The organism is Staphylococcus durrellii, from assembly GCF_015594545.1.
Taxonomy (GTDB): Bacteria; Bacillota; Bacilli; order Staphylococcales; family Staphylococcaceae; genus Staphylococcus; species Staphylococcus durrellii.
The window spans coordinates 1,658,073-1,681,560 of sequence record NZ_JADIIO010000001.1 but is presented as its reverse complement, the minus strand read 5'-3'; the positions used below and the strand labels follow the sequence as shown (position 1 = coordinate 1,681,560).

Genomic DNA, 23,488 nt, shown 5'->3' with positions numbered 1-23,488 from the left:
ATTAAATCACCTCTATGTATGTCACATAGTTAAATTGGTGTGAATATCCTTGTTCAGGAGAATAAATAAAACTGTCTACGGCGTTATCGTCGTATAGACGTTTTCCTTCTTTAGCAAATTGGAAAAATAAATATGGTAATAGTTCTATATCTATGTCAATAGCGTCATTATCATTAGATAAACGTATTAATTTAGCATCGCTAAGAGGTTCAGCATTTCTGAAAAATGTTGCCATATTTATTGCGAACGTACCATCAAGCATGGCACTTTTTTTATATTTAATTTCTGAATTTAATGTCGGTGGATTCGTTTGACCTTCAAGAATAGCACGATTCCACTCTCTATTATCTTCAAAGTTAATAGGCTTAGTACCTTCAAAAATTCCAGATTCTAAATCTTCAATTTTTACTTTGCGATCGTCGAAAATCCATGTTGTACTATCCAAAGTAATTGGAAATTTAACCGCACCTTTAATTTGAATCATTTTTCCCACTCCCTAATCAATTTATTAAGCGTAAAAATTTTATACCATCGACTGTAATCATTAAATAAAAATAAAAATTGTGACTTTTTTATGACATATTATATAATTTATTACTTACAATTTTACTTACATAAAAATAATGTAAAAAACCATAATAACAATGGTTTTAAAAATCACTAATTTAATTTACCAAATTTAATGGTAAAAAATTTCTCTCAATTATTTTAGCATATCTTAACTGATGAAGTATAATACATAAATTCACTTGCTTTTTAATTATTTGTAGGATAGAATTTTATTATAAAGTTACAGTTGTTAGGGGGAATATGTCATGGTAAAAAGCCAAAAACTAAATAATGCGGCATATGACCAGTTAAATAAAGATGCTGATAGGATTTTACAATTGATTAAAGTTCAAATGGACAATCTTACTTTACCTCAATGCCCATTATATGAAGAAGTCTTAGACACTCAAATGTTTGGATTACAAAAGGAAGTTGATTTTGCTATTCAGCTAGAGTTAATTGATAAAGAAGTAGGAAAAGATTTGATGCTTCGTTTAGAAAAAGAATTGTCTAAACTTCATGATGCTTTTACAAACGTATAATATGTATTAAGTATATTTGTTTAATGATATAAAAGTAAATCGTTTGTATTAAAACTACATAGAGACAAGTTAGTGGCTAAAGAATCAAATGTATGTTGATTTATTTTTAGTCACTTTTTTTATAAAGTAACAAAATATATTACAACTTTGTTCGAGAATTTACATTAAACTTGCTATAATAAAGTGTGCAAAGTTTATACTTAATAATAACTAGCTCAAATCTTTATACATAAATTAAGTATATCGAAAAATGATATTATTTAGAAGTGGATGAAATTTACAATGAAAATTATTAGGCAAATACTACGGCATGTAGGAAAATATGCAAAGTACATTGACTATCCATTAGTTGTTACATATATTTTGTTATGTATGGTCGGCTTAGTAATGGTCTATAGTGCGAGTATGGTTGCAGCTACGAAAGGCACATTAACTGGTGGAATACCGGTTTCAGGTACTTATTTTTATTCTAGACAATTACTATACGTTGTTATGAGTTTTGGAATCGTGTTCTTTATGGCATTTTTCCTAAATGTTAAATTTTTGGAGCAAACGAAATTTCAAAAATGGATGATGCTAATTATAGTAGGATTACTATGTGCAACGCTTGTTATAGGTAGCAATATCAATGGTTCTAAAAGTTGGATCAATTTAGGCTTTATGAATTTACAAGCCTCTGAACTTTTGAAAATCGCATTGATTCTTTACATACCTTATATGATTGAAAAGAAAAGACCACGTGTTTTTAAGCAACCTAAATTGTTAACTTCGCCGATAGTGCTAGCAGCATTTTGTATTGGTTTAGTATTGTTACAAAAAGATGTTGGTCAAACGCTACTTATCATTATCATTTTCTTTTCGATACTGTTTTACGCAGGTATTGGAGTTGAAAAAACTGTTAAATACTTACTTGTAGTTATTATAGGCGTGGTTGTAATCGGTGGATTAGCATTGATATTTGGCTTAGTCCCACATTATTTAACTGCACGTTTTAGTACATTAATAAGTCCATTTAGTAACGAATCTGGTACAGGCTATCATATTTCTAATTCATTACTCGCGATTGGTAATGGTGGGCTATTTGGCAGAGGATTAGGTAACAGTATTATGAAATTAGGTTATTTACCTGAACCACACACAGACTTTATATTCTCCATTATTTGCGAAGAATTAGGATTGTTAGGCGGATTATTCGTAATATGTTTATTATTCTTTATCGTATACAGAGCCTTCCAACTTGCTAATAAAACATCTTCATATTTCTATAAATTGGTATGTGTTGGTATCGCCAGTTATATTGGGAGCCAAACATTTGTCAATTTAGGTGGTGTCTCTGGTACTATTCCTCTTACAGGTGTACCGTTACCATTTATTAGTTTTGGTGGGTCTTCCATGATTAGTTTAAGTATTGCGATGGGCTTATTACTTATAACAGCAAAACAAATTAAAATCGATGAACAGTATAAAAAAGAATACAATAATATTCGATCAGTACAATCTAATAGACGTAGATAATTAAATAACAGACATTACATTTATAATGTGATGTCTGTTATTTTTATATACTTAAACATTGATTTGAAGTACATTAAAAGTATTTTTCCATTTATACATAGTAAAACAATATATAAATAAGTGCTATATCGGACTGTTTAAATTATAATATATAAATAGATATGATTAATTTATTGATGAATTAAGTATGTTTATCATTATGATACGAGTAATTATACAATTTAAAGCATAAAATAACACTGAGAATAATTTATTACTGTATACAAACATCGTAATTTGATATAATGTTATATATCTAACTATTTAGAAAATTCAAAAAAGTTTAAGGGGGACCATGATTTGAAAAACATAAATAAATTACTTGTAGCTAATCGTGGGGAAATCGCAATTAGAATTTTTAGGGCGGCTACTGAATTAGATATTAAAACAGTTGCTATATATTCCAATGAAGATAAAGGATCTTTACATAGATATAAAGCTGATGAATCATACTTAGTCGGAGAAGATTTAGGGCCGGCAGAAAGTTATTTAAATATAGAAAGAATTTTAGATGTAGCAAAACGTGCTGAAGTAGATGCAATCCATCCGGGTTATGGATTTTTGAGTGAAAATGAAACTTTTGCACGTCGTTGTAAAGAAGAAGGAATTAAATTTATTGGTCCACGTCTTGAACATTTAGATATGTTCGGTGACAAAGTTAAGGCAAGAGAAACGGCTATTAAAGCTGATTTGCCAGTGATTCCGGGAACAGATGGTCCGGTAGAAAGTTTTGAAGCAGCAAAATCATTTGCTGAAGAAGCGAACTACCCGCTTATGATTAAAGCTACTAGTGGTGGTGGCGGTAAAGGTATGCGTATAGTACGTAATTCGGATGAATTGGAAGATGCTTTCTATCGAGCTAAATCAGAAGCAGAAAAATCTTTTGGTAATAGTGAAGTTTATATTGAACGATATATTGATAATCCCAAGCATATCGAAGTACAAATTATTGGTGATGAACACGGAAATATCGTTCATTTATATGAACGTGATTGTTCAGTCCAAAGAAGACACCAAAAAGTAGTAGAGGTTGCACCATCTGTAGGTCTTACAAATGAAATGAGAGAACGAATATGCGATGCTGCGGTTGATTTGTCGAATAAGATCGACTATGTAAACGCAGGAACAGTAGAATTTTTAGTTTCTGATGATGAATTTTTCTTTATCGAGGTAAACCCTCGTGTCCAAGTTGAACATACAATTACTGAAATGATTACAGGTATTGATATCGTAAAGACTCAAATTTTAATAGCAGATGGCGAACTACTATTTGGCGAACGTGTAAATATGCCGCACCAAGAAGATATTAAAACACTAGGTTATGCAGTACAATGCCGTATTACTACTGAGGATCCATCAAATGACTTTATGCCAGATTCAGGACGTATCATCGCATACCGTTCCAGTGGTGGCTTTGGTGTACGTTTGGATGCTGGTGATGGATTCCAAGGTGCAGAAATTTCACCATATTACGATTCATTATTAGTTAAATTATCTACTCATGGTTTAAACTTTAAGCAAGCACAAGAAAAAATGGACCGTTCGTTACAAGAGATGCGTATTAGAGGCGTAAAAACAAACGTCCAATTTTTGAAAAATGTAATACGTAATCCTCAATTTATTTCCGGTGATTATACAACTAAATTTATAGAAAACACACCTGAGCTTTTTGAAATTAAGTCAAGTTTAGACAGAGGTACGAAGACTTTAGAATATATCGGTAATATTACGGTTAATGGTTTTCCAAATGTGGAGAAAAGACCTAAACCAGAATATGAGTTTACACCAACACCAAAAGTTAGTGAAAAGGAAATTGCGCAGTTGTCTGGTACAAAACAATTGTTAGATGAAAATGGTCCTAAAGCAGTAGCAGATTGGCTAAAACAGCAAGACGATATTTTAATTACAGATACTACGTTCAGAGATGCGCATCAGTCGTTATTAGCAACTAGAGTTCGTACCAATGATATGGTGAATATAGCCTCTAAAACTGCACAAGTAATGAAAGATAATTTTTCACTTGAAATGTGGGGAGGAGCTACATTCGATGTTGCCTATAACTTTTTGAAAGAAAATCCATGGGAACGTTTGGAAAGACTACGTAAAGCAATACCTAATGTATTGTTCCAAATGTTATTACGTGCTTCAAATGCTGTTGGTTATAAAAACTACCCAGACAATGTGATTAAAAAGTTTGTGAAAGAAAGCGCTAATGCTGGTATTGATGTATTCCGTATTTTCGATTCACTAAACTGGGTAGATCAAATGAAAGTAGCCAACGAAGCGGTTCAAGAAGCTGGTAAAATTTCAGAAGGTACAATTTGTTATACAGGAGATATTTTGAATCCAGAGCGTTCGAATATTTATACGCTGGAATACTATGTAAATATGGCTAAGACATTAGAACGTGAAGGGTTCCATATTTTAGCAATTAAAGACATGGCCGGTTTATTAAAACCAAAAGCAGCTTTTGAGCTTGTTTCTGAATTGAAATCTGTAGTGGATATTCCAATTCATTTGCATACACATGATACAAGTGGCAACGGTTTACTACTATATAAACAAGCTATTGATGCAGGCGTAGACGTTATAGATACTGCAGTAGCATCAATGAGTGGTTTAACAAGTCAACCAAGTGCTAACTCTTTATACTATGCACTTAATGGTTTCCCACGCGACATGCGTGCGGACATTGAAGGTATGGAAAGTTTATCTCAATATTGGGGCACAGTTAGACAATACTACAGTGATTTTGAGAGTGATATTAAATCACCTAATACTGAAATTTATAAACATGAGATGCCAGGTGGTCAATATTCTAACTTGCATCAACAAGCCAAAAGTTTAGGCTTAGGTAATAGATACAACGAAGTTAAAGACATGTATCGCAGAGTTAATTTCTTGTTCGGTGACATTGTTAAGGTTACGCCTTCATCCAAGATAGTCGGCGACATGGCATTGTACATGGTACAAAATGATTTAGATGAAGAAAAGGTTATTAAAGATGGACATAAATTAGATTTCCCAGCATCAGTAGTATCATTCTTTAAAGGAGATATCGGCCAACCCGTAGATGGATTTAATAAAGAATTACAAAAAGTGGTCTTAAAAGGTGAGGATCCTTTAGAAGATAGACCCGGTGAGTATTTAGATTCAGTCGACTTTGAAAGTGTCAGAGCCGAACTTGAAGAAAAGCAAGAAAAAGAAGTTACGGAACAAGATATTATAAGTTATGTCTTGTACCCAAAAGTTTATGAACAATATATGTTAACTCAAGAACAATATGGTAATGTATCATTATTGGACACACCAACATTCTTCTTTGGAATGCGCAATAATGAAACGGTTGAGATTGAAATAGACACTGGCAAGCGACTTATTATTACACTAAAAGCTATTACAGAACCTGATGAGAAAGGTGTACGTACGATTTTCTACGATATGAATGGTCAAGCTCGTAGAATTTATATTCAAGACGAAAATGTTAAAGCTAATGTGAGTGTTAAACCTAAAGCAGATAAATTAAATCCTAACCATATCGGAGCACAAATGCCGGGTTCTGTTACTGAGGTAAAAACTGCTGAAGGTGAAAATGTGAAGAGTGGACAAGCTTTATTAATTACTGAAGCTATGAAAATGGAAACGACAATTCAAGCGCCATTTGATGGCGTGGTCACTAAATTAACTGTACAAAGTGGAGATGCCATAGAAACTGGAGATTTATTAATCGAAATTGAAAAAGAACCAGTCGATTAAAAATATAATTTTTAATATCTAAATAGAAAAGTGTTGCACAAATTGCCGATTAACGGGTTGAATACAAACCCGTTAATCGTTTTTTTATTGTTTTTTTATTATATATTTTTTAGCCAATTTAAATCAGTAGCCTTTATCTAATATACTTACTTTAAGCAGATAGCCAAAATTATTTTGGATGTATATTGGGATTTATAGCTAATGAAGTAATTTAGAACATGTCATTTTCTTAATTGAGATAATTATTTCTATTCTTGGCATTCATATAAAAAACTCACTTAACGTTTACACGACTAAGTGAGTTTGTATTCGTTTGCGTTTATCATTACGTTAGCCACCACTACGTATTGTTCGTAACATTAATACGATAAAGTAGGTGATTAAGCCAAACAAGATAGTAATAATTAAAGCATGTAGTAAAGCAATGATTAAGTTTACATGTGTAATTACTGATAATGCACCAGTGGTTACTTGCAAAATAATTAGTATAAATGCAGTAGTATAACCGTAACGTATGGTTCTGTTTTTGTGATAATTGTTAAGTGCATGTATAAATGTTAATAATATCCAAATAAAAGTAATTAAGGCCATACCTCTATGGATGAAGTTAATCCAATCTCCCTCAGTATGAGGTATGATATCGTGAAATGGCAGTGGCCATTCACCATAGGCAAGGCTTGCTTTTTTATGTCTCACGAGCGCACCGGTATAAATTGTTAAATATACAATGCCTGTCATAATCCATGTTAAAGATCGTAATGGTTTTCTAATATATAATTCGTCGGCTTCGTATTTGCGATCAACTTCAAAGATAATTAAAGTCATGACGAAAACTGAAGAAAAACTAACCAATGAAATACCAAAGTGTAATGCTAAAATATAGCCGTTTTGTTGCCAAATTACAGCAGCAGCACCTATAAGGGCTTGAATTAATAAAAAACTGATACTAATCACAGCTAATGGTTTTATTTCTTTTATATAACCAATGTGTTTCCAAGCAATAATAGATAACCACACCACAACGATTAGGGATAATCCTGATATGGCGCGATGGCTTAATTCAATTATTGTTTGTATTGGTAAATTTTGCGGCAGAAAAGCGCCGTGGCATAATGGCCAGTCAGAACCACAGCCGTTAGCAGAACCAGTCTTAGTAACGAGCGCTCCACCTAATTGTACTAGCGCCATTATAATAGTAGCTAGTACCGATAACCATTTTAGGTTTCGTTTCTTAAACAATGATAAACACCCCATCATAAAATTACCTTTATAAGATACTCTTTTCTACACAATATAATATTGTATTACAAAAATCTCAACTTAGTTTATAAGTAAGGTTATAAAAATCTTTATTATTATTATAGCAAGAATATAAGTAAAATTTGTGTCACAATAATGACGATTTTTAATGTCGTTAAAGTGTCACAAATAAATAGCTTTATATATGGAGTTTTAAATAATTTTGTTTTATCATATATATTGTATGAAAATATAAGGAGGGAAATTATGAACAAAGATCAAACTTTGTCACAATCTTCGAGCCGTGTAACTTATAAAGAGTTACAGCAAATTATAAAAATGGGGCTTGTACAGGGCAACTTAATTCCTGCATTTGCGGGTTCATGGCTTGCTATTGTATTGGCAAATCATTCCTTCCTCTCGTCAATACCTCAAATCATTATGATGCTATTAGGGTCAACTTTAATTATGGGCGGTGCATGTGCACTTAATAATTATTATGACCAAGATATTGACAGCATTATGCCTAGCAAACAAAAGAGACCAACTGTAAATGACAGAATTTCTGACAGAAGTCTATTGATCCTTAGTTTTGGGATGATGCTAATTGGAGAGGCATTATTGTTTGCACTTAATATACCTTCAGGTGTAATCGGATTATTAGGTATTGTTGGCTATGTATCTTTTTATTCTATTTGGGCAAAGCGCCATACAGTATGGAATACTGTAATTGGTAGTTTTCCTGGAGCTGTACCACCGTTAATTGGTTGGACTGCTATTGAAGGTCATTTAAGTTTAACAGCCATTGCATTATTTTTAGTTGTCTTTTGTTGGCAACCAGTACACTTTTATGCCTTAGCGATTAAACGTCAGGACGAATATTCACTAGCGAACATTCCTATGTTACCTTCAGTTAAAGGGTTTAATCGAACAAGAGTAAGTATGTTTATTTGGTTAGTATTTTTACTGCCTTTACCATTTTTATTTAGAGATTTAGGTATTACATTTATGATACTTGCTACACTATTAAACTTAGGTTGGTTATACATGGGGTTAACAAGTTTTAAAAAAGGAACTGATAATACTAAATGGGCAACTAAAATGTTTATTTATTCATTAAACTATTTAGTAGTATTTTTTGTATTAACAGTAATCGTTTCTCTAATCGAAATGTTTTAAATTTAATTATTAAGGATGGAACTTATGAATTTACCTATTTTACCTACAATTAGTACAACCTTTATTGTATTAAGTGCAATTTTAGTTGCTATAGGTTGGCGCAAAATTTGGAAACGAAACATCGAAGGGCACAAAAGAGTAATGTTGACTGCTGCAGTAGCAGCACTATTATTCTTTACTATTTACGCTTCCAGAACTGTATTTATTGGGAATACTGCTTTTGGTGGCCCAGACTCAATTAAAATTTATTATACGATATTTTTAGTGTTTCATATAAATTTGGCTACAATTGGCGGAATTCTCGGTTTAGTACAAATTATTACTGCGTTTAAAGATAAGTTTAATATTCATAGAAAAGTAGGCCCTATTGCTTCTATAATTTGGTTCTTCACTGCGATTACTGGAGTTGCAGTTTATGTATTACTTTATGTTTTATATCCAGGTGGAGAAACAACATCACTAATTAAAGCAACATTAGGTTTATAAAAGATACTGTTATTTTAATCTTAACAATGAAATGAGCCGATGAACATTTTTGAAATTCAAACATGTTCATCGGTTTTTTTAATACTAAGTATTGGCATGTTTTTTCTTAGTGAACAGCATTCACCTATAATCAGCGGATTAGCTATTTTAACTGAATAATAAGGCGAATTCGGTTAAACTTATAAGTATCTCTATATAGGGAATGGTAAATCAAAGGTTATATTATGATTCATCTCCTAAGAGAAAGGCATCAGCTCATCTTGTTACTTTAGATCATTGTCATAAGTACTACGTTTACTACAATAAATATTAAAATTCGACATAAAGGAGCAATAACTTATTTGTTTGATTTAAAATGTTATATCAATGAAGTTTTTATATAATTTTTTAAATGTTTAGCGGTTAAAGAATTTGATTGCGCAAGTAGATCTTTTGGTCTACCTTCAAATAGTAGGTTGCCACCTTGTTCGCCAGCATAAGGGCCAATATCTACAATCCAATCCGCTTGAGTTATTACTGTTAAATTATGTTCAATTAATATTATTGTATTGTTTGCAGCAATCAGCTTATCGAAACAATTCAATAATATATGGATGTCATTTTCATGCAAACCAGTAGTTGGTTCATCAAAAATAAAAATGTGATCTTCAACTTTTTCGATAAGGTGTTTACTTAATTTAGCACGTTGCGTCTCTCCGCCAGATAATGTACTCAGTGATTGACCTAATATCATATAATTCAATCCAGTGGATTTTAAAGCATTGAGTGCTCGCATGATATTATCATAGTCACTAAAATAGTCGACTGCTTCATCTACTGTTAAAGCAAGAATGTCTGCGATTGAATAATTATTAATAGTTGCTTCTAAAACTTTAGGGTTGTATCGAGTACCATTACATAAATCACAAACCTGTGTAAAATCAGGCATAAAAGCAAGTTCTGTTTTTAATACACCTTTACCATGACATTGTGGACAAGCACCTTCTGAATTATAACTAAACATGCTTTTTTTCAAGCCAGTATATTCACTAAAAAATGCGCGAACTTCATCAAAAATATTCATAAAAGTTAGTAAGTTGGATCTGCTAGAAGCATGTGCTGCTTTTTGGGTAATATAAGTGACATCTTTCCGTGACGCAAAACCAGAATTTATTAATGAACTTTTTCCAGAACCGGCCACTCCTGTAATTACTGACATAGCTTGTTTAGGAAAAGTGACAGTTATATCTTTTAAATTATTGCGAGTTAAATGAGATAATTCAATTGTTTCATATATAGGCCTCAGGCTACTTTTTAGATGCTTTGGAGTTCTTAGCGCTTCTCCCGTACTTGTATCGGAGGATAGTAATTCATCGTAACTACCAGTAAATGTTATATTGCCACCTTGTTTACCAGCTTTTGGTCCTAAATCGATGACATAATCAGCAGTCTGGATAACGTCTGGATCGTGTTCAACGACAAGGACGGTATTACCTTTAGACCTTAAAGATTGAATGAGTTCGTTTATACGTTGAATGTCTTCTGGATGTAAACCGATACTAGGCTCATCTATAATGTACACTAAATCACTCAGTGGGCTGTTCAAGTGTCTAATCAATTTTATACGTTGAGACTCTCCACCTGAGAGTGTTGGCGTAGGTCGTGATAATGTTAAATAATTTAATCCAATGTCTCTTAGAGCTTCAAGTTGCTCAATTAACGGTGCTTTGATAACCTTTGCTTTGTCATTATTAATGGTTTTAAGAAATTCAATTGCATCATTTATAGATAAATTAGTGAAATCTGCAATATCTAGGTTGTTTATTTTACAACGTAAAACTTCTTGATTTAGTCTTTTACCATGACAAGTAGGGCAGTTAGATTGCGTAACAACACGTTCCACGTCTTGTTTGAATTTATTTTTCTCGAAGTTGTCATTTAATAAAAAAGATCGTCTGAAACGATGGACCAAACCTTCAAATTTTGCGGTTTTTGGCCAATTATTTGGCGGATTTTTAAGCTTTTTTGGTTTTGTATATAGTAGTGTATCCATTTCATCTTTAGTATAATCTTTTAGTTTTTTGTCATTATCAAAAATTCCTGAATATAAATATCTTTTTCCACGCCAACTATCAGGTCTGAATGACGGAAAGTTTATAGCATCTTCATTTAAAGACTTGTCGTAATCTAGCAGTTCATTTAAATCTATATCTTCAACGTACCCCAATCCAGAGCATGTTTCACACATTCCTTTTGTATTATTAAAAGAAAAAATATCTGAATACCCTACAAAAGGCTCACCTATGCGTGACCACAGTAATCTTACGGAAGCATATATATCTGTAATAGTACCTACTGTCGATCTTGAATTGCCACCAAGCCTTTTTTGATTAATAATCATTGCGACTGGCAAGTTGGATATTAAATCTACTTTAGGTTTTTCATATTGAGTTAATTGATGCTGTATGTAAGAAGAATAAGTTTCATTTAATAATCTTTCGGATTCAGCAGCTAAAGTGTTAAACACAAGAGAAGATTTTCCTGAACCTGATCTCCCAGTAAAAACAGTTATTTTATGTTTGGGAATATCAACTGAAATATTTTTTAGATTATTTTGTCTTGCACCTTTAATGCTAATATGTTCCAATACGATCACCTCATTAGGTTGTATACCCTATAATTCCAGCATTAATAGTAAAATTAGTAAAGTTAAAAAACTGAATTATTTGTATAAATAAGATATCTTGATTGTATATTAACAAAACATGTACAATGTGTATAAGATAAATTAGGTGGGTGAAAAATGAACAAACTAATAATAAAAGTTATTGGTGTATTAGTATTAATTATATTTTTAATTTACTTATTTTATTCACCTAGGTTAAAATTTGACGTATTAGAAAATCCTAACAAAGATAGTAATAATACTACTTCAAATAAAGATTTCAAAACCCAAAATCAAAATACTGAAAATAAAATACCTAAAAAAGGTGTAGGGACATGGATGGGGAAAAATATTAATCACTTAACCAAAAAATTTGGACAAGCTGATCGTACATATCCATACCAAAAGGGTTTTAAAAATTACGTGTTCAAAGCGCATAATCAATATTATGTTGTGACTACGAAAAAAGGCATTATTAAATCAGTATATGCTACTGGTGAAGAAGCCGACGTCAGTCCTCTGAAAATAAAGGATCATGCATCGTCAGTTTTTGAACATTTAACGATAAATCCAGAACCCACTATTCATGTTAATGGTAAAAAATATGATTTAGAATTATCAGATGAAGATATGAAAACACAGACACTCGTTAAGTTTAGTAAAATGTATGCACAAGTATACATAGACCAACAATCTAATAAAATTGTTGGTGTTCGCTTTTTAGACAGCGATGCACTTAATACGTTTAAACCATATCAAACGATTAACTCAGATGAAGATACTAAAAAACCAAAAGAAGACGCATTGCCATATGAACAAAATCCGAATCAACTGATGACTTTATATGAAGTTACCAATGAAATGAGAAAACTTAAAGGCTTAAAACCTTTAAAAGTTAATAATCAATTGTCCAACATTGCTTCTTATAATTTATATGATGCCACTGGTTCAGATAGCGTAGAATTTACTGAAGATGCATTAAAGCAGCAATTAAATGCTAAGCAAGTCCCATTTGTATCAACAAGTCAAAATGTTGGTTACGAGTTTAATGACGTGCCGACTTTAATCCATAGTTGGATGAATTCAGATATTCATCGTTCAAGAATGTTAAACTCGAAATATAATCAAATGGGTGGAGACGTAATGGATAATTACTATACGTTGATTTTTATAAAAGATAAATAGTGTAAGGAGTGATAAAAATGATAACTGAAGAGACTGTATCAGTATTAGATGATATCGAAGGTTTAGGTGACAAGATTGTTAAATCCGATTTATACAAAGACTATAAAAATGCAGAAAAGCAATTAGCAAACGATGATGAAGCTCATTTATTATATCAAGCTTTCTTAAAATCAAAAGAGGCATATGATGAAGTAATGCGTTTTGGCAAATATCATCCAGACTATCAAAATGTTATGATGGATACGAGAAAACGAAAAAGAGCTTATGAAACTTTACCGGTGGTCGTTGATTTTAAGAAAAAAGAAATGGCCTTACAAACATTAGTAGATGAAGTCATAACTAAAATAGCTTTTGCTTTTTCTGAAAATGTGAAAATTGAAGCAGGGAACCCGTTTTTCCAAAAAGATGCAGGTGGATGTTCTACTGGTGGTTCTTGCAATTGTTCCTTATAATAAATTACAAAAAGCACTCAAACTAAGTTTGAGTGCTTTTTCTGTCCACGATATATTATTGTTAGCATGTATTATGGACATGTCTTTTAAAGGCTAACAAATTTGTACATTAATTAGTAGCTATAATAAGTTAAGATATTGCTTTTAAACGATCAGCCAATTCTGGGTTGTCTGTAACTATGGTGTGAGCCCCTTTAGTTATTAAGTCTTGCATTAAATCAATATTGTTAACATCGTAATAACCAGGGATAATATTACGTTGATTTAGCCATGAAATGAATTTTTTCGGTGCTAAGTTTATGCCTTTAAAGCTAGGAGGCATTTGGAATGTGTTGGCATTACCTCGATACGTATTACCAAGTCCAGTCATACACTTTATAAAACCATCAGCAACTTCATTTTGGCTTGCGCCTATAGCGACTACACCATTACTAATTTCGTTGAAACGTTTGATTTGTTGCTCATGAAAGCTCGTTACTAATACACGATCTTGAGCTTGATGTTTAATAATTTCTTGGAACATGATTTCCGGCGTACATTGACCTGCTTCGCTTTTTGGATCGTCTTTTAAATCAACATTAATTAGATGATTTGGATACATTGTTAGTAATTCAGCAAATGATAATATTTTAGCATCTTTATGATTACGATAAACAAATTGCTTATTTATATCAGAAAAATAATAACCAGCATCTAATTGTTTTAATTCTTTTAAAGTGTGTTCATTAACTTTGCCAGAACCATTTGTTGTACGGTCAACCGAAGCATCATGAAACACAACAAGCTGTTTGTCTTTTGTTAATCTTACGTCTGTTTCAAATCCAGCTATGCTATAATTTATTGCATTATCAAAAGCGAGTTTAGTTAGTTCGGGTCTTACGGCCATGCCACCTCTATGTGCAAAAATATAAGGCGCTTCATGCGTGAAAAAAGCAGGAATCGTTTTGTTTGTATGTTTCATCGTGTATTTAGAGATGAAGAATATACTGCTTACAATTCCGATAGTTGTGACGAATGCACCTTTTAATACTGTATTAAATTTAGACATTGTAGTCCTCCTTAATAGGGATATGTAATATCGTATCAAAACGTGTATAAGTATAAAAGTAAATATTATTTATAAATTTACGTAGACGTGATATTATGAAGTGGCTAATAAACGGAGTGATAAAGAGTATGAACATAATTTCAAGAACAAGTTTGATTGTATATCTTAAACATATGAAACATGAACGACAAATACGAAAATTTGGTCACATCGTTACTACAAATAGACAAAAGAAGTATGTCGTATTGTATGTTAATGAAACAGACGCAGACGATGTGGTTACCAAACTTATGAAGCTTAAATATGTGAGAAACATTGAAGCTTCCCCATATAAATATTTGAAAAAAGTTTATGAAAAAGAGAAGCATGAGTTATCATAAATTAAAATGAGCTACTAGTTATTATTGCAATGGTGGTATCCAATTTTGTAAGCGCAATACGCTTTTTAAGTAATTAAAATATAAATCTTTATCGTGAAATGTTTCCGGTGGTTGTACGTCTATACCTTTAATCGGTATGTTATATTTATTTGCGCTAGCAGTAATGATATCGTTTTTCTTGTTACTATTTGGATATGGATATTTAACTGCGTTTAACATAATGTAAATAGCTTGAAAGTGATTATCTGAGGTTGGGCGCATCACTAAGCCAACTGAACTAAGTTGTTTTTGTGATTTAGGAGTATGGAAAAATACTACAGCATCAACACGTTTATAGTTATATTCGATAAGTGTTGTAAATTCAAATAAATCAGTTAGCCCTTCTCCTAGATAAATAAATGACTGTTTCATAAGTAACCTCCTAATTAATATGCTTAATGCATTATATAAAAATTATTTTTGGATTGGAAGTGGGAATACCATGAGAGTGATTTCTGGTATACATAAGAGTAAGCCTTTAGAAAGTATGGAAGGTCGTAACACTCGACCTACAATGGATAAAGTTAAAGAAGGCATTTTTAATAGTTTGCATGAAATTAGTGGTATTGGTTTAGACCTTTTTGCTGGAAGTGGCGCATTAGGTATAGAGGCACTCTCTAGAGGTATGGAAAAAATGATTTTTGTAGACCAAAACTTTAAAGCAGTACAAGTGATAAAAGGAAACTTAAAAAGTTTAGATATCATGGATAAAGCAGAAGTTTATAAAAATAATGCAGACAGAGCACTCAAAGCATTAAATAAAAGAGAAATTCAATTTGATGTTATTTTTTTAGATCCTCCATATGAAAAAGGATTGATAGACGAGGCTTTAGTAGGAATTGATAAATTTGATTTATTAAAAGAAAATGGTATTATCGTTTGTGAGTTTAATCATAAAGAGGATATTGATTATACAGCTTTTGAAGTAATTAAACGTTATCATTATGGATTAACGGATACTTTGTTATTAGAAAAAGGAGTTTAATATGACTATTACAAAAGCAGTAATCCCAGGAAGTTTCGATCCAATTACATATGGTCATATCGACATAATCGAACGTAGTACGGATCGATTTGATGAGATACATATTTGTGTCTTAAAAAATAGTAGTAAGTCCGGTACATTTTCAGTGGATGAACGTATCGAGTTAATTAAAGAATCTGTTAAGCATTTAACAAATGTGGTTGTTCATGAATTTAGTGGATTATTAGTAGATTTTTGTGACGAAATTGGGGCTAAAACAATTATAAGAGGGCTTAGAGCGGTAAGTGACTTTGAATATGAATTACGCCTAACTTCTATGAATAAAAAATTAAATAGTGATGTTGAAACTTTTTATATGATGACTAGTACAAATTATTCGTTTATAAGTTCAAGTGTGGTTAAAGAAGTTGCTGCTTATAAAGCGAATGTATCTGATTTTGTACCCGAACATGTTGCTAAGGCATTGAATGAAAAGTTTAAAAAATAATGATTTGAAGTCTAACCAAGCAATGTATTTAACATGTATTGCTTGGTTTTTATTTATGGTTATATTTTATAATAAACTTAATTTGGCTCGCTTTTCTAAGAACATGCTTATTTTATTATGTTATAACATAAAAATGGCATTAACTAACTAGTTAATGCCATCTCATTTAAGAATTAGAATAAAAGGGGAGTCAATTTCTTATGATAACCGGGGTATTAAAGTCAGTTGCTGTATGATTAAAAACATTATTGTATACATCCGTAGCTTGAATTTCATGTTTAAAATGATGCGCATTTTGCTTATTAATATTTGTGACATAGTTGCGCTCAGGAAATTTAGTTTTTAAATGTTTAATATAAGCTTGTCCACGCTTGGTCATACCTAAAATACGTACGGCATCCAAAGTTTGTGGTTTGTCATGTTGTTGGAAATTTAATAACACGTTCATTAATACTCTTTGGATGTGCGTACGTGTATATCGTTTAGATTTTAAAGCGTCGATAAGTTGAGAGTATGAGGTCGTCGCTGAAATGACTTTTTTTAACCTTTGTTCCAAGCCTTCACTAACTGTGTGTAATTGCCTCAGTTGTTTGGCATCTTGAGTCAAAATTGTGTGTTTAATAAATGGAAAACAAGGTTCTGTATTGGCCTTAGGCTGTTGATATAATTGTACAATTTTAGAAGGTACTACTTTTTGCCAACCCTCTTGATTAGAAATCAATGCATTTCTTATAGAGGTACCACTTGCAAATGATTGATCTGTAATACCATCGTCATGATGTTGCGCTTGATGTCGTTGTATTGTCCATGGTTGAATTTGAGGCGCAAAGTTATTAATGGCTTGTATGTAAGATAAGCCTAACGTGTTGTTAGGTTCTTTTAGCAATGTGTTGTGCTCAAGAAGTTCACTTAATATACGTGGATAACTTTTGCCCTCTTTTAGTTTCTGTGCAAAGGCTTCCGATTGTTCAATTGCTTTCATCTCTTTAGCAATGGCATGAAATTGATCTATGTCACCGGATTCGCTACCGAAAGATAAATGATTTGCGTCAAGATAATCGGCAACTTGTATGGCGCTGTTAGCGAAATATTGGCCGGCAGATATAGAAGCATAGGCAGGTAGTTCCACTACGATATCAACAGCAGACAAAGCCATTTCAGTTCTAACAAATTTATTGAAAATTGCCGGCTCACCACGCATGACAAATTGGCCGCTCATTATAGCTATTGATACATCGGATTGGGTGATTGACTTTGATTGTTCGGCATGATATAAGTGACCATTGTGGAAGGGATTATACTCTGTAACTAACGCAACACTTTTCATTTGCATTTCTTCCTTTCAGTATTCATTATTAATATTATATCAGATACGTAAGTGTTAAGAAAAAATCTTGACAACTTATGTCTATAAAGTTAAAATAAATTTTGTGCTTGTTAGAGGTGAAGCCGTATGAAATGGTCGATAACACAGTTAAGAAAATATCAAGATAAGCCTTTTGAATTCCATCAAACGGTTAACTTTGATCATTTAAAAGAAACATTGGATTTAATAGATTTATCAGATATTACTATCGATGGCGAACTAATCATTAATTCGAACGAAGTCATTGCTAATATGCATATCACTGGCACCTACACGATGCCATGTGCGAGAACTTTAAAACCAGTTGAAGTAGCACTTGATACTTCTTCACAGGAAATATTTGATTTAGATGGTTATTATGCAGATAGTGAAGAGAATGAACATTATCATGACGCATCAGACGGAATGATAAATTTAAAAGATATTGCTGAGGAACTTGTCATCATTGAAAAACCAATGCGCGTATTTGCTGATGATAGTGAAGAGATGATGCGCGAAGGTAATGGTTGGGAAGTTTTAGACGAAGAACAAGCGGCTGAACATGCTAAAGAACAAGAAGAATCAGAGTCTAAGCAAATCGATCCAAGGCTTCAGAAATTACACCAATTATATGATGAAGAGCAATAGCAGATTTATGTATTCTATAGTATAATTGAATATTGAATCTGACATTAATGATTTTGTGTTTAAATATAAGGAGGATAAATCATGGCAGTACCAAAAAGAAGAACGTCAAAAACGAGAAAAAACAAACGTCGTACGCATTTTAAAATTTCAGTACCTGGAATGACAGAATGCTCAAGTTGTGGAGAATACAAATTATCTCACCGTGTATGTAAAAACTGTGGTTCTTACAATGGTGAAGAAGTTGTATCTAAATAATTAAATTATGAAAATGGCACATTAGTGGTCATATGAATCGTTCATTAATTATTATATCGATAATTTGTGAACGATTTTTTCATATGATTACGGATATCATATTAAATATAAAATAGGCGAGGATAAATTATGGAAAATATTACTTCGGCTCAAAATAGTAAAATAAAACAAGCAATTAAATTAGCAAAAAAGAGAGAACGTGACAAAACAGGTTACGCGCTTATTGAAGGATATCATTTGATTGAAGAAGCATACAAAAGTGATGTAACAATTAAGCAATTATTTATGGTTGAACCAGATAGAATAGATAATGAAATTATTAACTATGCGGAACTTACTTTTGAAATTAATTTAAAAGTAGCCGAAGCTTTATCTGAAACTGTTACGCCACAAGGTTTCTTTGCAGTGATTGAAAAACCTGATTATGAAAAAAATAACGCACAACAAGTATTACTTATCGATAGAATTCAAGATCCTGGTAATCTAGGTACTTTAATAAGAACGGCAGATGCAGCTGGTCTAGATTTAATTGTTTTAGAAAAAGGAACTGCAGACCCATATCAAGATAAAGTCTTAAGAGCAAGTCAGGGCAGTGTATTTCATTTGCCAATTATAACTGCGGAATTAATTGATTTTGTTAATAACTTTGAAGGTCCAATTTACGGAACGGCTCTTGAAAATGCAGCGTCATTTAAGTCAATAGAACAAAAAGAAAAATTTGGAATTTTGTTAGGTAATGAAGGCGAAGGTGTTAAACCTGAATTACTAGAAGCAGTTACAGATAATATTACAATACCTATATACGGTAAGGCAGAAAGTTTAAATGTTGCTATTGCTGGTAGTATATTAATGTATCATTTGAAAGGTTGACCCTATAAAGTATATTCGTATATAATTAATACAAATCACTACATTAATTTAATATAAACCGATAAAAAGACGTAAACTATTAAACGCTATTGTTTAGGGAGAATAAACAAAGACTGAAATTTATTCCAATAGCAAATAGTTTTTTTCACCTTTTTGGTTACTTAAAGAAATTTAAGTCGGAATGAGATTCCGTTATCAAGACGTTACAAGCGTATGCTAAGGCATAAATTTGGGTGGTACCACGGAAGACTTTCGTCCCTTTATTATAGGGGTGAAAGTCTTTTTTTATTGGTAAAAAAGTGAGCGAAATTAGGAGGAAAAAACATGGTTCAAACTGAAGAGATGTCACAGTTACAACAACAAGCATTAATTGATATCAATGAAGCTGCGAATGAAAAAGAATTACAAGATGTTAAAGTTAAATATTTAGGTAAAAAAGGTTCAGTTAGTGGATTGATGAAACATATGAAAGATTTACCTAATGAAGAAAAACCACAATATGGGCAACAAGTAAATGAAGTGAGACAAGCCATTGAAAATGAAATTGAATCACGCCAAGACCTATTAGCTAAAGAACAATTAGAACAACAGTTAGAAACTGAAAAAATTGATGTTACATTGCCTAGTCGAAAAATGGCAATCGGTGCAAAACACCCTTTAACGCGTACAATTGAAGAAATAGAGGATTTATTTTTAGGTTTAGGCTATGAGATTGTAGACGGTTATGAAGTAGAACAAGATTATTATAATTTTGAAGCATTAAATTTACCTAAATCACACCCTGCACGTGATATGCAAGATAGTTTCTATATCACTGAAGAAATATTAATGCGTACTCATACATCTCCAGTACAAGCAAGAACAATGGAACAAAGAAACGGAAAAGCACCAGTTAAAATCATTTGTCCTGGAAAAGTATATCGCCGTGATTCAGACGATGCGACACATAGTCATCAATTTACCCAAATTGAAGGTTTAGTAGTTGATGAAAATATTAAAATGAGTGACCTTAAAGGTACTTTAGAATTATTAGCGAAAAGTTTATTTGGTGACGAACGAGAAATTCGTTTAAGACCAAGTTATTTCCCATTTACTGAACCTTCTGTTGAAGTAGATATTTCTTGTTTTAAATGTCACGGCAAAGGTTGTAACGTTTGTAAACATACAGGTTGGATAGAAATTTTAGGTTCAGGAATGGTACATCCGAATGTTTTAGAAAAAGCTGGATATGATTCTACAATATATACAGGTTTTGCATTTGGTATGGGACCAGATCGAATTGCAATGTTGAAATATGGTATTGAAGATATTCGTCATTTCTATACAAATGATGTAAGATTCTTAAATCAATTTAAAGCAGTAGAAGATAGAGGTGAACAATAATGTTAATTTCAAAAGAATGGTTAGAATCTTACGTTAATGTCAATCAACCTGTTAACGTACTTGCCGAAAGAATAACGCGTACAGGTATTGAAGTTGACGATATTATTGACTATACAAAAGATATAAAAAATTTAGTTGTTGGTTATGTAATTTCAAAAACTTCACACCCTGATGCGGATAAGTTAAATATTTGTTCAGTAGATATTGGTGAAGAAGCACCAGTACAAATTGTTTGTGGCGCGCCGAACGTAGATGAAGGACAAACAGTCATTGTTGCCAAAGTAGGGGGAAGATTACCTGGCGGCATTAAGATAAAGAAAGCTAAATTACGTGGACAACAATCTGCAGGTATGATTTGCTCATTACAAGAAATTGGCATAGCTAGTAATTTAGTACCTAAACAATTTGAAGACGGTATATTTGTTTTCCCTGAGACTGTGGAACCTGGGACGGACGCATTGTCTGCATTATATTTGAATGATCAAGTAATGGAATTTGATCTAACACCGAATAGAGCAGATGCATTAAGTATGATAGGTACGTCATATGAAACTGCTGCACTTTATAATACTTCTATGGTAAAACCACAAACAGAAACTAAAGATGCTGATGAATCAATTCATGACAGTATGTCTGTAACAATAGAAAACTCTGATAAAACACCTTATTACAGTGTGAGAGGAGTTAAAAACGTTAAAATTACTCCTTCTCCAATTTGGATGCAATCACGTTTAATCAAAGCGGGAATTAGACCAATTAATAACGTTGTAGATATTTCAAACTATGTGTTATTAGAATATGGGCAACCATTGCATATGTTCGATAAAGACCAAATTGGTTCGGAACAAATTGTAGTAAGACAAGCACAAGAAAATGAAACAATAACAACGCTTGATGACCAACAACGTAGTTTAGTTTCAAGTGATATTATAATAACTAACGGACAAAAACCTGTCGCATTAGGTGGCGTCATGGGTGGAGCTTTTTCGGAAGTAACACCAAATACGACTAATGTGTTAGTCGAGGGGGCCATTTTTGACCCTGTATCAATTCGACATACGTCTCGTAGATTAAACTTACGTAGTGAATCTTCAAGTCGTTTTGAAAAAGGTATTGCAACTGAATTCGTAAACGAAGCCGTAGATAGAGCTTGTTATTTATTAGAAACTTATGCCGGTGGAACTGTGTTAAAAGACCGCTTGTCACAAGGCGACTTGGGCGAATTTGTTACGCCAATAAATATCACTGTAGATAAAGTGAACAATACTATTGGTTTCGACTTAAGTGCTGACGATATAATTAATATCTTTGTTCAATTAGGTTTTAAAACAGAAAATAATAGTGATACTTTAACTGTACATGTGCCATCAAGACGTAAAGATATAACTATACAAGAAGATTTAATTGAAGAAATAGCTAGAATATGTGGTTATGATGAAATTCCATCTACTTTACCAGTATTTGATAAGGTTACAAGCGGGAAATTAAATGATAGACAGGCTAAAACACGTATCGTTAAAGGATCATTAGAAGGTGCAGGTTTAAGCGAAGCAATTAATTATTCTTTAATTAATAAAGATAGAGCGCGACAATTTACATTAGTTGATAGAGGTACTACAGAGTTATTAATGCCTATGAGTGAAGCGCATTCGACATTACGTCAAAGTTTAATTCCGCATTTAATTGATGCTGTATCTTATAATGTTGCTCGTAAAAATAAAGACGTAAGATTATTTGAATTAGGACGAGTATTTTTCGATAATGGTAAAGGAAAATTACCGGATGAAGTTGAATATTTAAGTGGGATTTTAACTGGCGATTATGTAACAAATGATTGGCAAAATAAAAAAGAAGAAATTGATTTCTTTATCGCTAAAGGCGTTGTAGATAGAATTGCAGAAACTTTAGATATCACTTTTGACTATGCTAATGGTGAAATCGAAGGCATGCACCCAGGTAGAACTGCTATGATTTATTTAAACGATGAAGTTGTAGGATTTGTTGGAGAATTACATCCAACAGTCGAGCAGGCTTATGATTTAAATCGTACTTATATATTTGAATTAAACTATGAAAAATTAATGGCTGTTAAAGTTGGTTATATTAATTATGAACCGATTCCAAGATTCCCTGGTGCTGTTAGAGATATAGCATTATTAATTAATCGAGAAACACCGTCAGCAAAACTAATTCAAACAATTAAACAACATGGTGGCAATATTTTACAGGATACACAAGTGTTTGATGTTTATGAGGGTGAACATGTTGCTGAAGATGAGAAATCTGTAGCAATAAGATTATATTATTTAGATATAGAAGAAACATTAACTGATGATAAAGTTAATGCTGTCCATGATGATATTTTAGAAGCATTGCAAAATAGTGGTGCTACAATCCGTTAATATTAAAATATTCAAAAGGCCGAGACAATGAATCGTCTCGGCCTTTAATGATGAATGGAA

General features: G+C 32.2%; 21 protein-coding genes. 15 read left to right on the top strand and 6 right to left on the bottom strand.

Annotation, left to right across the window (positions count from 1 at the left end):
• Position 1: 1 nt before the first annotated feature.
• Positions 2-484, bottom strand: coding sequence for a hypothetical protein (locus ISP02_RS08065; protein WP_195721062.1), 483 nt, complete (start codon positions 482-484; stop codon positions 2-4).
• 331 nt (positions 485-815) lie between these two features.
• On the opposite strand from ISP02_RS08065, the gene ISP02_RS08060 reads away from it, so the two are divergent.
• The 3 genes from ISP02_RS08060 (at position 816) to ISP02_RS08050 (ending at position 6,401) form a co-directional block, all read left to right on the top strand.
• Complete coding sequence (locus ISP02_RS08060) at positions 816-1,091, top strand: YlaN family protein (protein ID WP_061854951.1); 276 nt, start codon at positions 816-818, stop codon at positions 1,089-1,091.
• A gap of 282 nt (positions 1,092-1,373) precedes the next feature.
• Positions 1,374-2,606, top strand: a complete 1,233-nt coding sequence (gene ftsW / locus ISP02_RS08055) for a cell division peptidoglycan polymerase FtsW (RefSeq protein ID WP_195721061.1) — start codon at positions 1,374-1,376, stop codon at positions 2,604-2,606.
• A 339-nt stretch (positions 2,607-2,945) separates the two neighbouring features.
• Positions 2,946-6,401 (top strand): pyruvate carboxylase, encoded by a 3,456-nt coding sequence (locus ISP02_RS08050; protein ID WP_195721060.1) that lies wholly within the window; start codon positions 2,946-2,948, stop codon positions 6,399-6,401.
• A gap of 330 nt (positions 6,402-6,731) precedes the next feature.
• Here ISP02_RS08050 and ISP02_RS08045 read toward each other — a convergent pair whose 3' ends face one another.
• A complete protein-coding gene (locus ISP02_RS08045) occupies positions 6,732-7,640 on the bottom strand; it encodes a COX15/CtaA family protein (protein WP_195721059.1) in 909 nt (302 codons plus the stop codon).
• 267 nt (positions 7,641-7,907) lie between these two features.
• On the opposite strand from ISP02_RS08045, the gene cyoE reads away from it, so the two are divergent.
• Together cyoE and ISP02_RS08035 are read left to right on the top strand one after the other, a co-directional pair.
• On the top strand, positions 7,908-8,819 hold the full coding sequence (gene cyoE / locus ISP02_RS08040) for a heme o synthase (RefSeq protein WP_195721058.1): 912 nt from the start codon (positions 7,908-7,910) through the stop codon (positions 8,817-8,819).
• Positions 8,820-8,843: 24 nt separating this feature from the next.
• Complete coding sequence (locus ISP02_RS08035; protein WP_195721057.1) at positions 8,844-9,305, top strand: DUF420 domain-containing protein; 462 nt, start codon at positions 8,844-8,846, stop codon at positions 9,303-9,305.
• Between the two features lie 358 nt (positions 9,306-9,663).
• Here the strand turns inward: ISP02_RS08035 and ISP02_RS08030 are convergent, their stop codons facing one another.
• Positions 9,664-11,931 carry an ATP-binding cassette domain-containing protein gene (locus ISP02_RS08030; RefSeq protein ID WP_195721056.1) on the bottom strand — a complete coding sequence of 756 codons (2,268 nt, stop codon included), beginning with the start codon at positions 11,929-11,931 and terminating at the stop codon, positions 9,664-9,666.
• Positions 11,932-12,087: 156 nt separating this feature from the next.
• Between ISP02_RS08030 and ISP02_RS08025 the strand changes: the two genes are divergently transcribed.
• Together ISP02_RS08025 and ISP02_RS08020 are read left to right on the top strand one after the other, a co-directional pair.
• A complete protein-coding gene (locus tag ISP02_RS08025) occupies positions 12,088-13,134 on the top strand; it encodes a CAP-associated domain-containing protein (RefSeq protein ID WP_195721055.1) in 1,047 nt (348 codons plus the stop codon).
• A 17-nt stretch (positions 13,135-13,151) separates the two neighbouring features.
• Positions 13,152-13,586: a YlbF family regulator gene (locus tag ISP02_RS08020; protein WP_195721054.1), complete on the top strand. Its 435-nt coding sequence runs from the start codon at positions 13,152-13,154 to the stop codon at positions 13,584-13,586.
• Between the two features lie 130 nt (positions 13,587-13,716).
• Here ISP02_RS08020 and ISP02_RS08015 read toward each other — a convergent pair whose 3' ends face one another.
• Positions 13,717-14,634, bottom strand: coding sequence for a glycerophosphodiester phosphodiesterase (locus ISP02_RS08015; RefSeq protein WP_195721053.1), 918 nt, complete (start codon positions 14,632-14,634; stop codon positions 13,717-13,719).
• 128 nt (positions 14,635-14,762) lie between these two features.
• On the opposite strand from ISP02_RS08015, the gene ISP02_RS08010 reads away from it, so the two are divergent.
• The gene (locus ISP02_RS08010; protein WP_195721052.1) at positions 14,763-15,014 is read left to right on the top strand and encodes a DUF2129 domain-containing protein; all 252 of its coding nucleotides are present in this window, start codon (positions 14,763-14,765) and stop codon (positions 15,012-15,014) included.
• A 21-nt stretch (positions 15,015-15,035) separates the two neighbouring features.
• Here the strand turns inward: ISP02_RS08010 and ISP02_RS08005 are convergent, their stop codons facing one another.
• Positions 15,036-15,425, bottom strand: coding sequence for a DUF7147 family protein (locus tag ISP02_RS08005; protein ID WP_195721051.1), 390 nt, complete (start codon positions 15,423-15,425; stop codon positions 15,036-15,038).
• 70 nt (positions 15,426-15,495) lie between these two features.
• Between ISP02_RS08005 and rsmD the strand changes: the two genes are divergently transcribed.
• Together rsmD and coaD are read left to right on the top strand one after the other, a co-directional pair.
• The gene (rsmD, locus tag ISP02_RS08000; RefSeq protein ID WP_195721050.1) at positions 15,496-16,038 is read left to right on the top strand and encodes a 16S rRNA (guanine(966)-N(2))-methyltransferase RsmD; all 543 of its coding nucleotides are present in this window, start codon (positions 15,496-15,498) and stop codon (positions 16,036-16,038) included.
• Between the two features lies 1 nt (position 16,039).
• Positions 16,040-16,525: a pantetheine-phosphate adenylyltransferase gene (coaD, locus tag ISP02_RS07995; protein WP_195721049.1), complete on the top strand. Its 486-nt coding sequence runs from the start codon at positions 16,040-16,042 to the stop codon at positions 16,523-16,525.
• Between the two features lie 190 nt (positions 16,526-16,715).
• On the opposite strand, the gene ISP02_RS07990 is transcribed toward coaD, so the two are convergent.
• Positions 16,716-17,852 (bottom strand): nucleotidyltransferase, encoded by a 1,137-nt coding sequence (locus tag ISP02_RS07990; protein WP_195721048.1) that lies wholly within the window; start codon positions 17,850-17,852, stop codon positions 16,716-16,718.
• A gap of 126 nt (positions 17,853-17,978) precedes the next feature.
• Between ISP02_RS07990 and ISP02_RS07985 the strand changes: the two genes are divergently transcribed.
• The 5 genes from ISP02_RS07985 to pheT all read left to right on the top strand — a co-directional run bounded on the left by ISP02_RS07985 (position 17,979) and on the right by pheT (position 23,428).
• Entirely contained in the window at positions 17,979-18,518 is a 540-nt protein-coding gene (locus ISP02_RS07985; RefSeq protein WP_195721047.1) for a YceD family protein, read from the top strand.
• Positions 18,519-18,599: 81 nt separating this feature from the next.
• Positions 18,600-18,773, top strand: a complete 174-nt coding sequence (gene rpmF / locus ISP02_RS07980; RefSeq protein WP_195721046.1) for a 50S ribosomal protein L32 — start codon at positions 18,600-18,602, stop codon at positions 18,771-18,773.
• 129 nt (positions 18,774-18,902) lie between these two features.
• Positions 18,903-19,643 (top strand): TrmH family RNA methyltransferase, encoded by a 741-nt coding sequence (locus ISP02_RS07975; protein WP_195721045.1) that lies wholly within the window; start codon positions 18,903-18,905, stop codon positions 19,641-19,643.
• Positions 19,644-19,967: 324 nt separating this feature from the next.
• Entirely contained in the window at positions 19,968-21,026 is a 1,059-nt protein-coding gene (pheS, locus tag ISP02_RS07970) for a phenylalanine--tRNA ligase subunit alpha (RefSeq protein ID WP_195721044.1), read from the top strand.
• A complete protein-coding gene (pheT, locus tag ISP02_RS07965) occupies positions 21,026-23,428 on the top strand; it encodes a phenylalanine--tRNA ligase subunit beta (RefSeq protein WP_195721043.1) in 2,403 nt (800 codons plus the stop codon). The genes pheS and pheT overlap by 1 nt, the downstream gene beginning before the upstream one ends.
• The last annotated feature ends 60 nt before the right edge of the window (positions 23,429-23,488 follow it).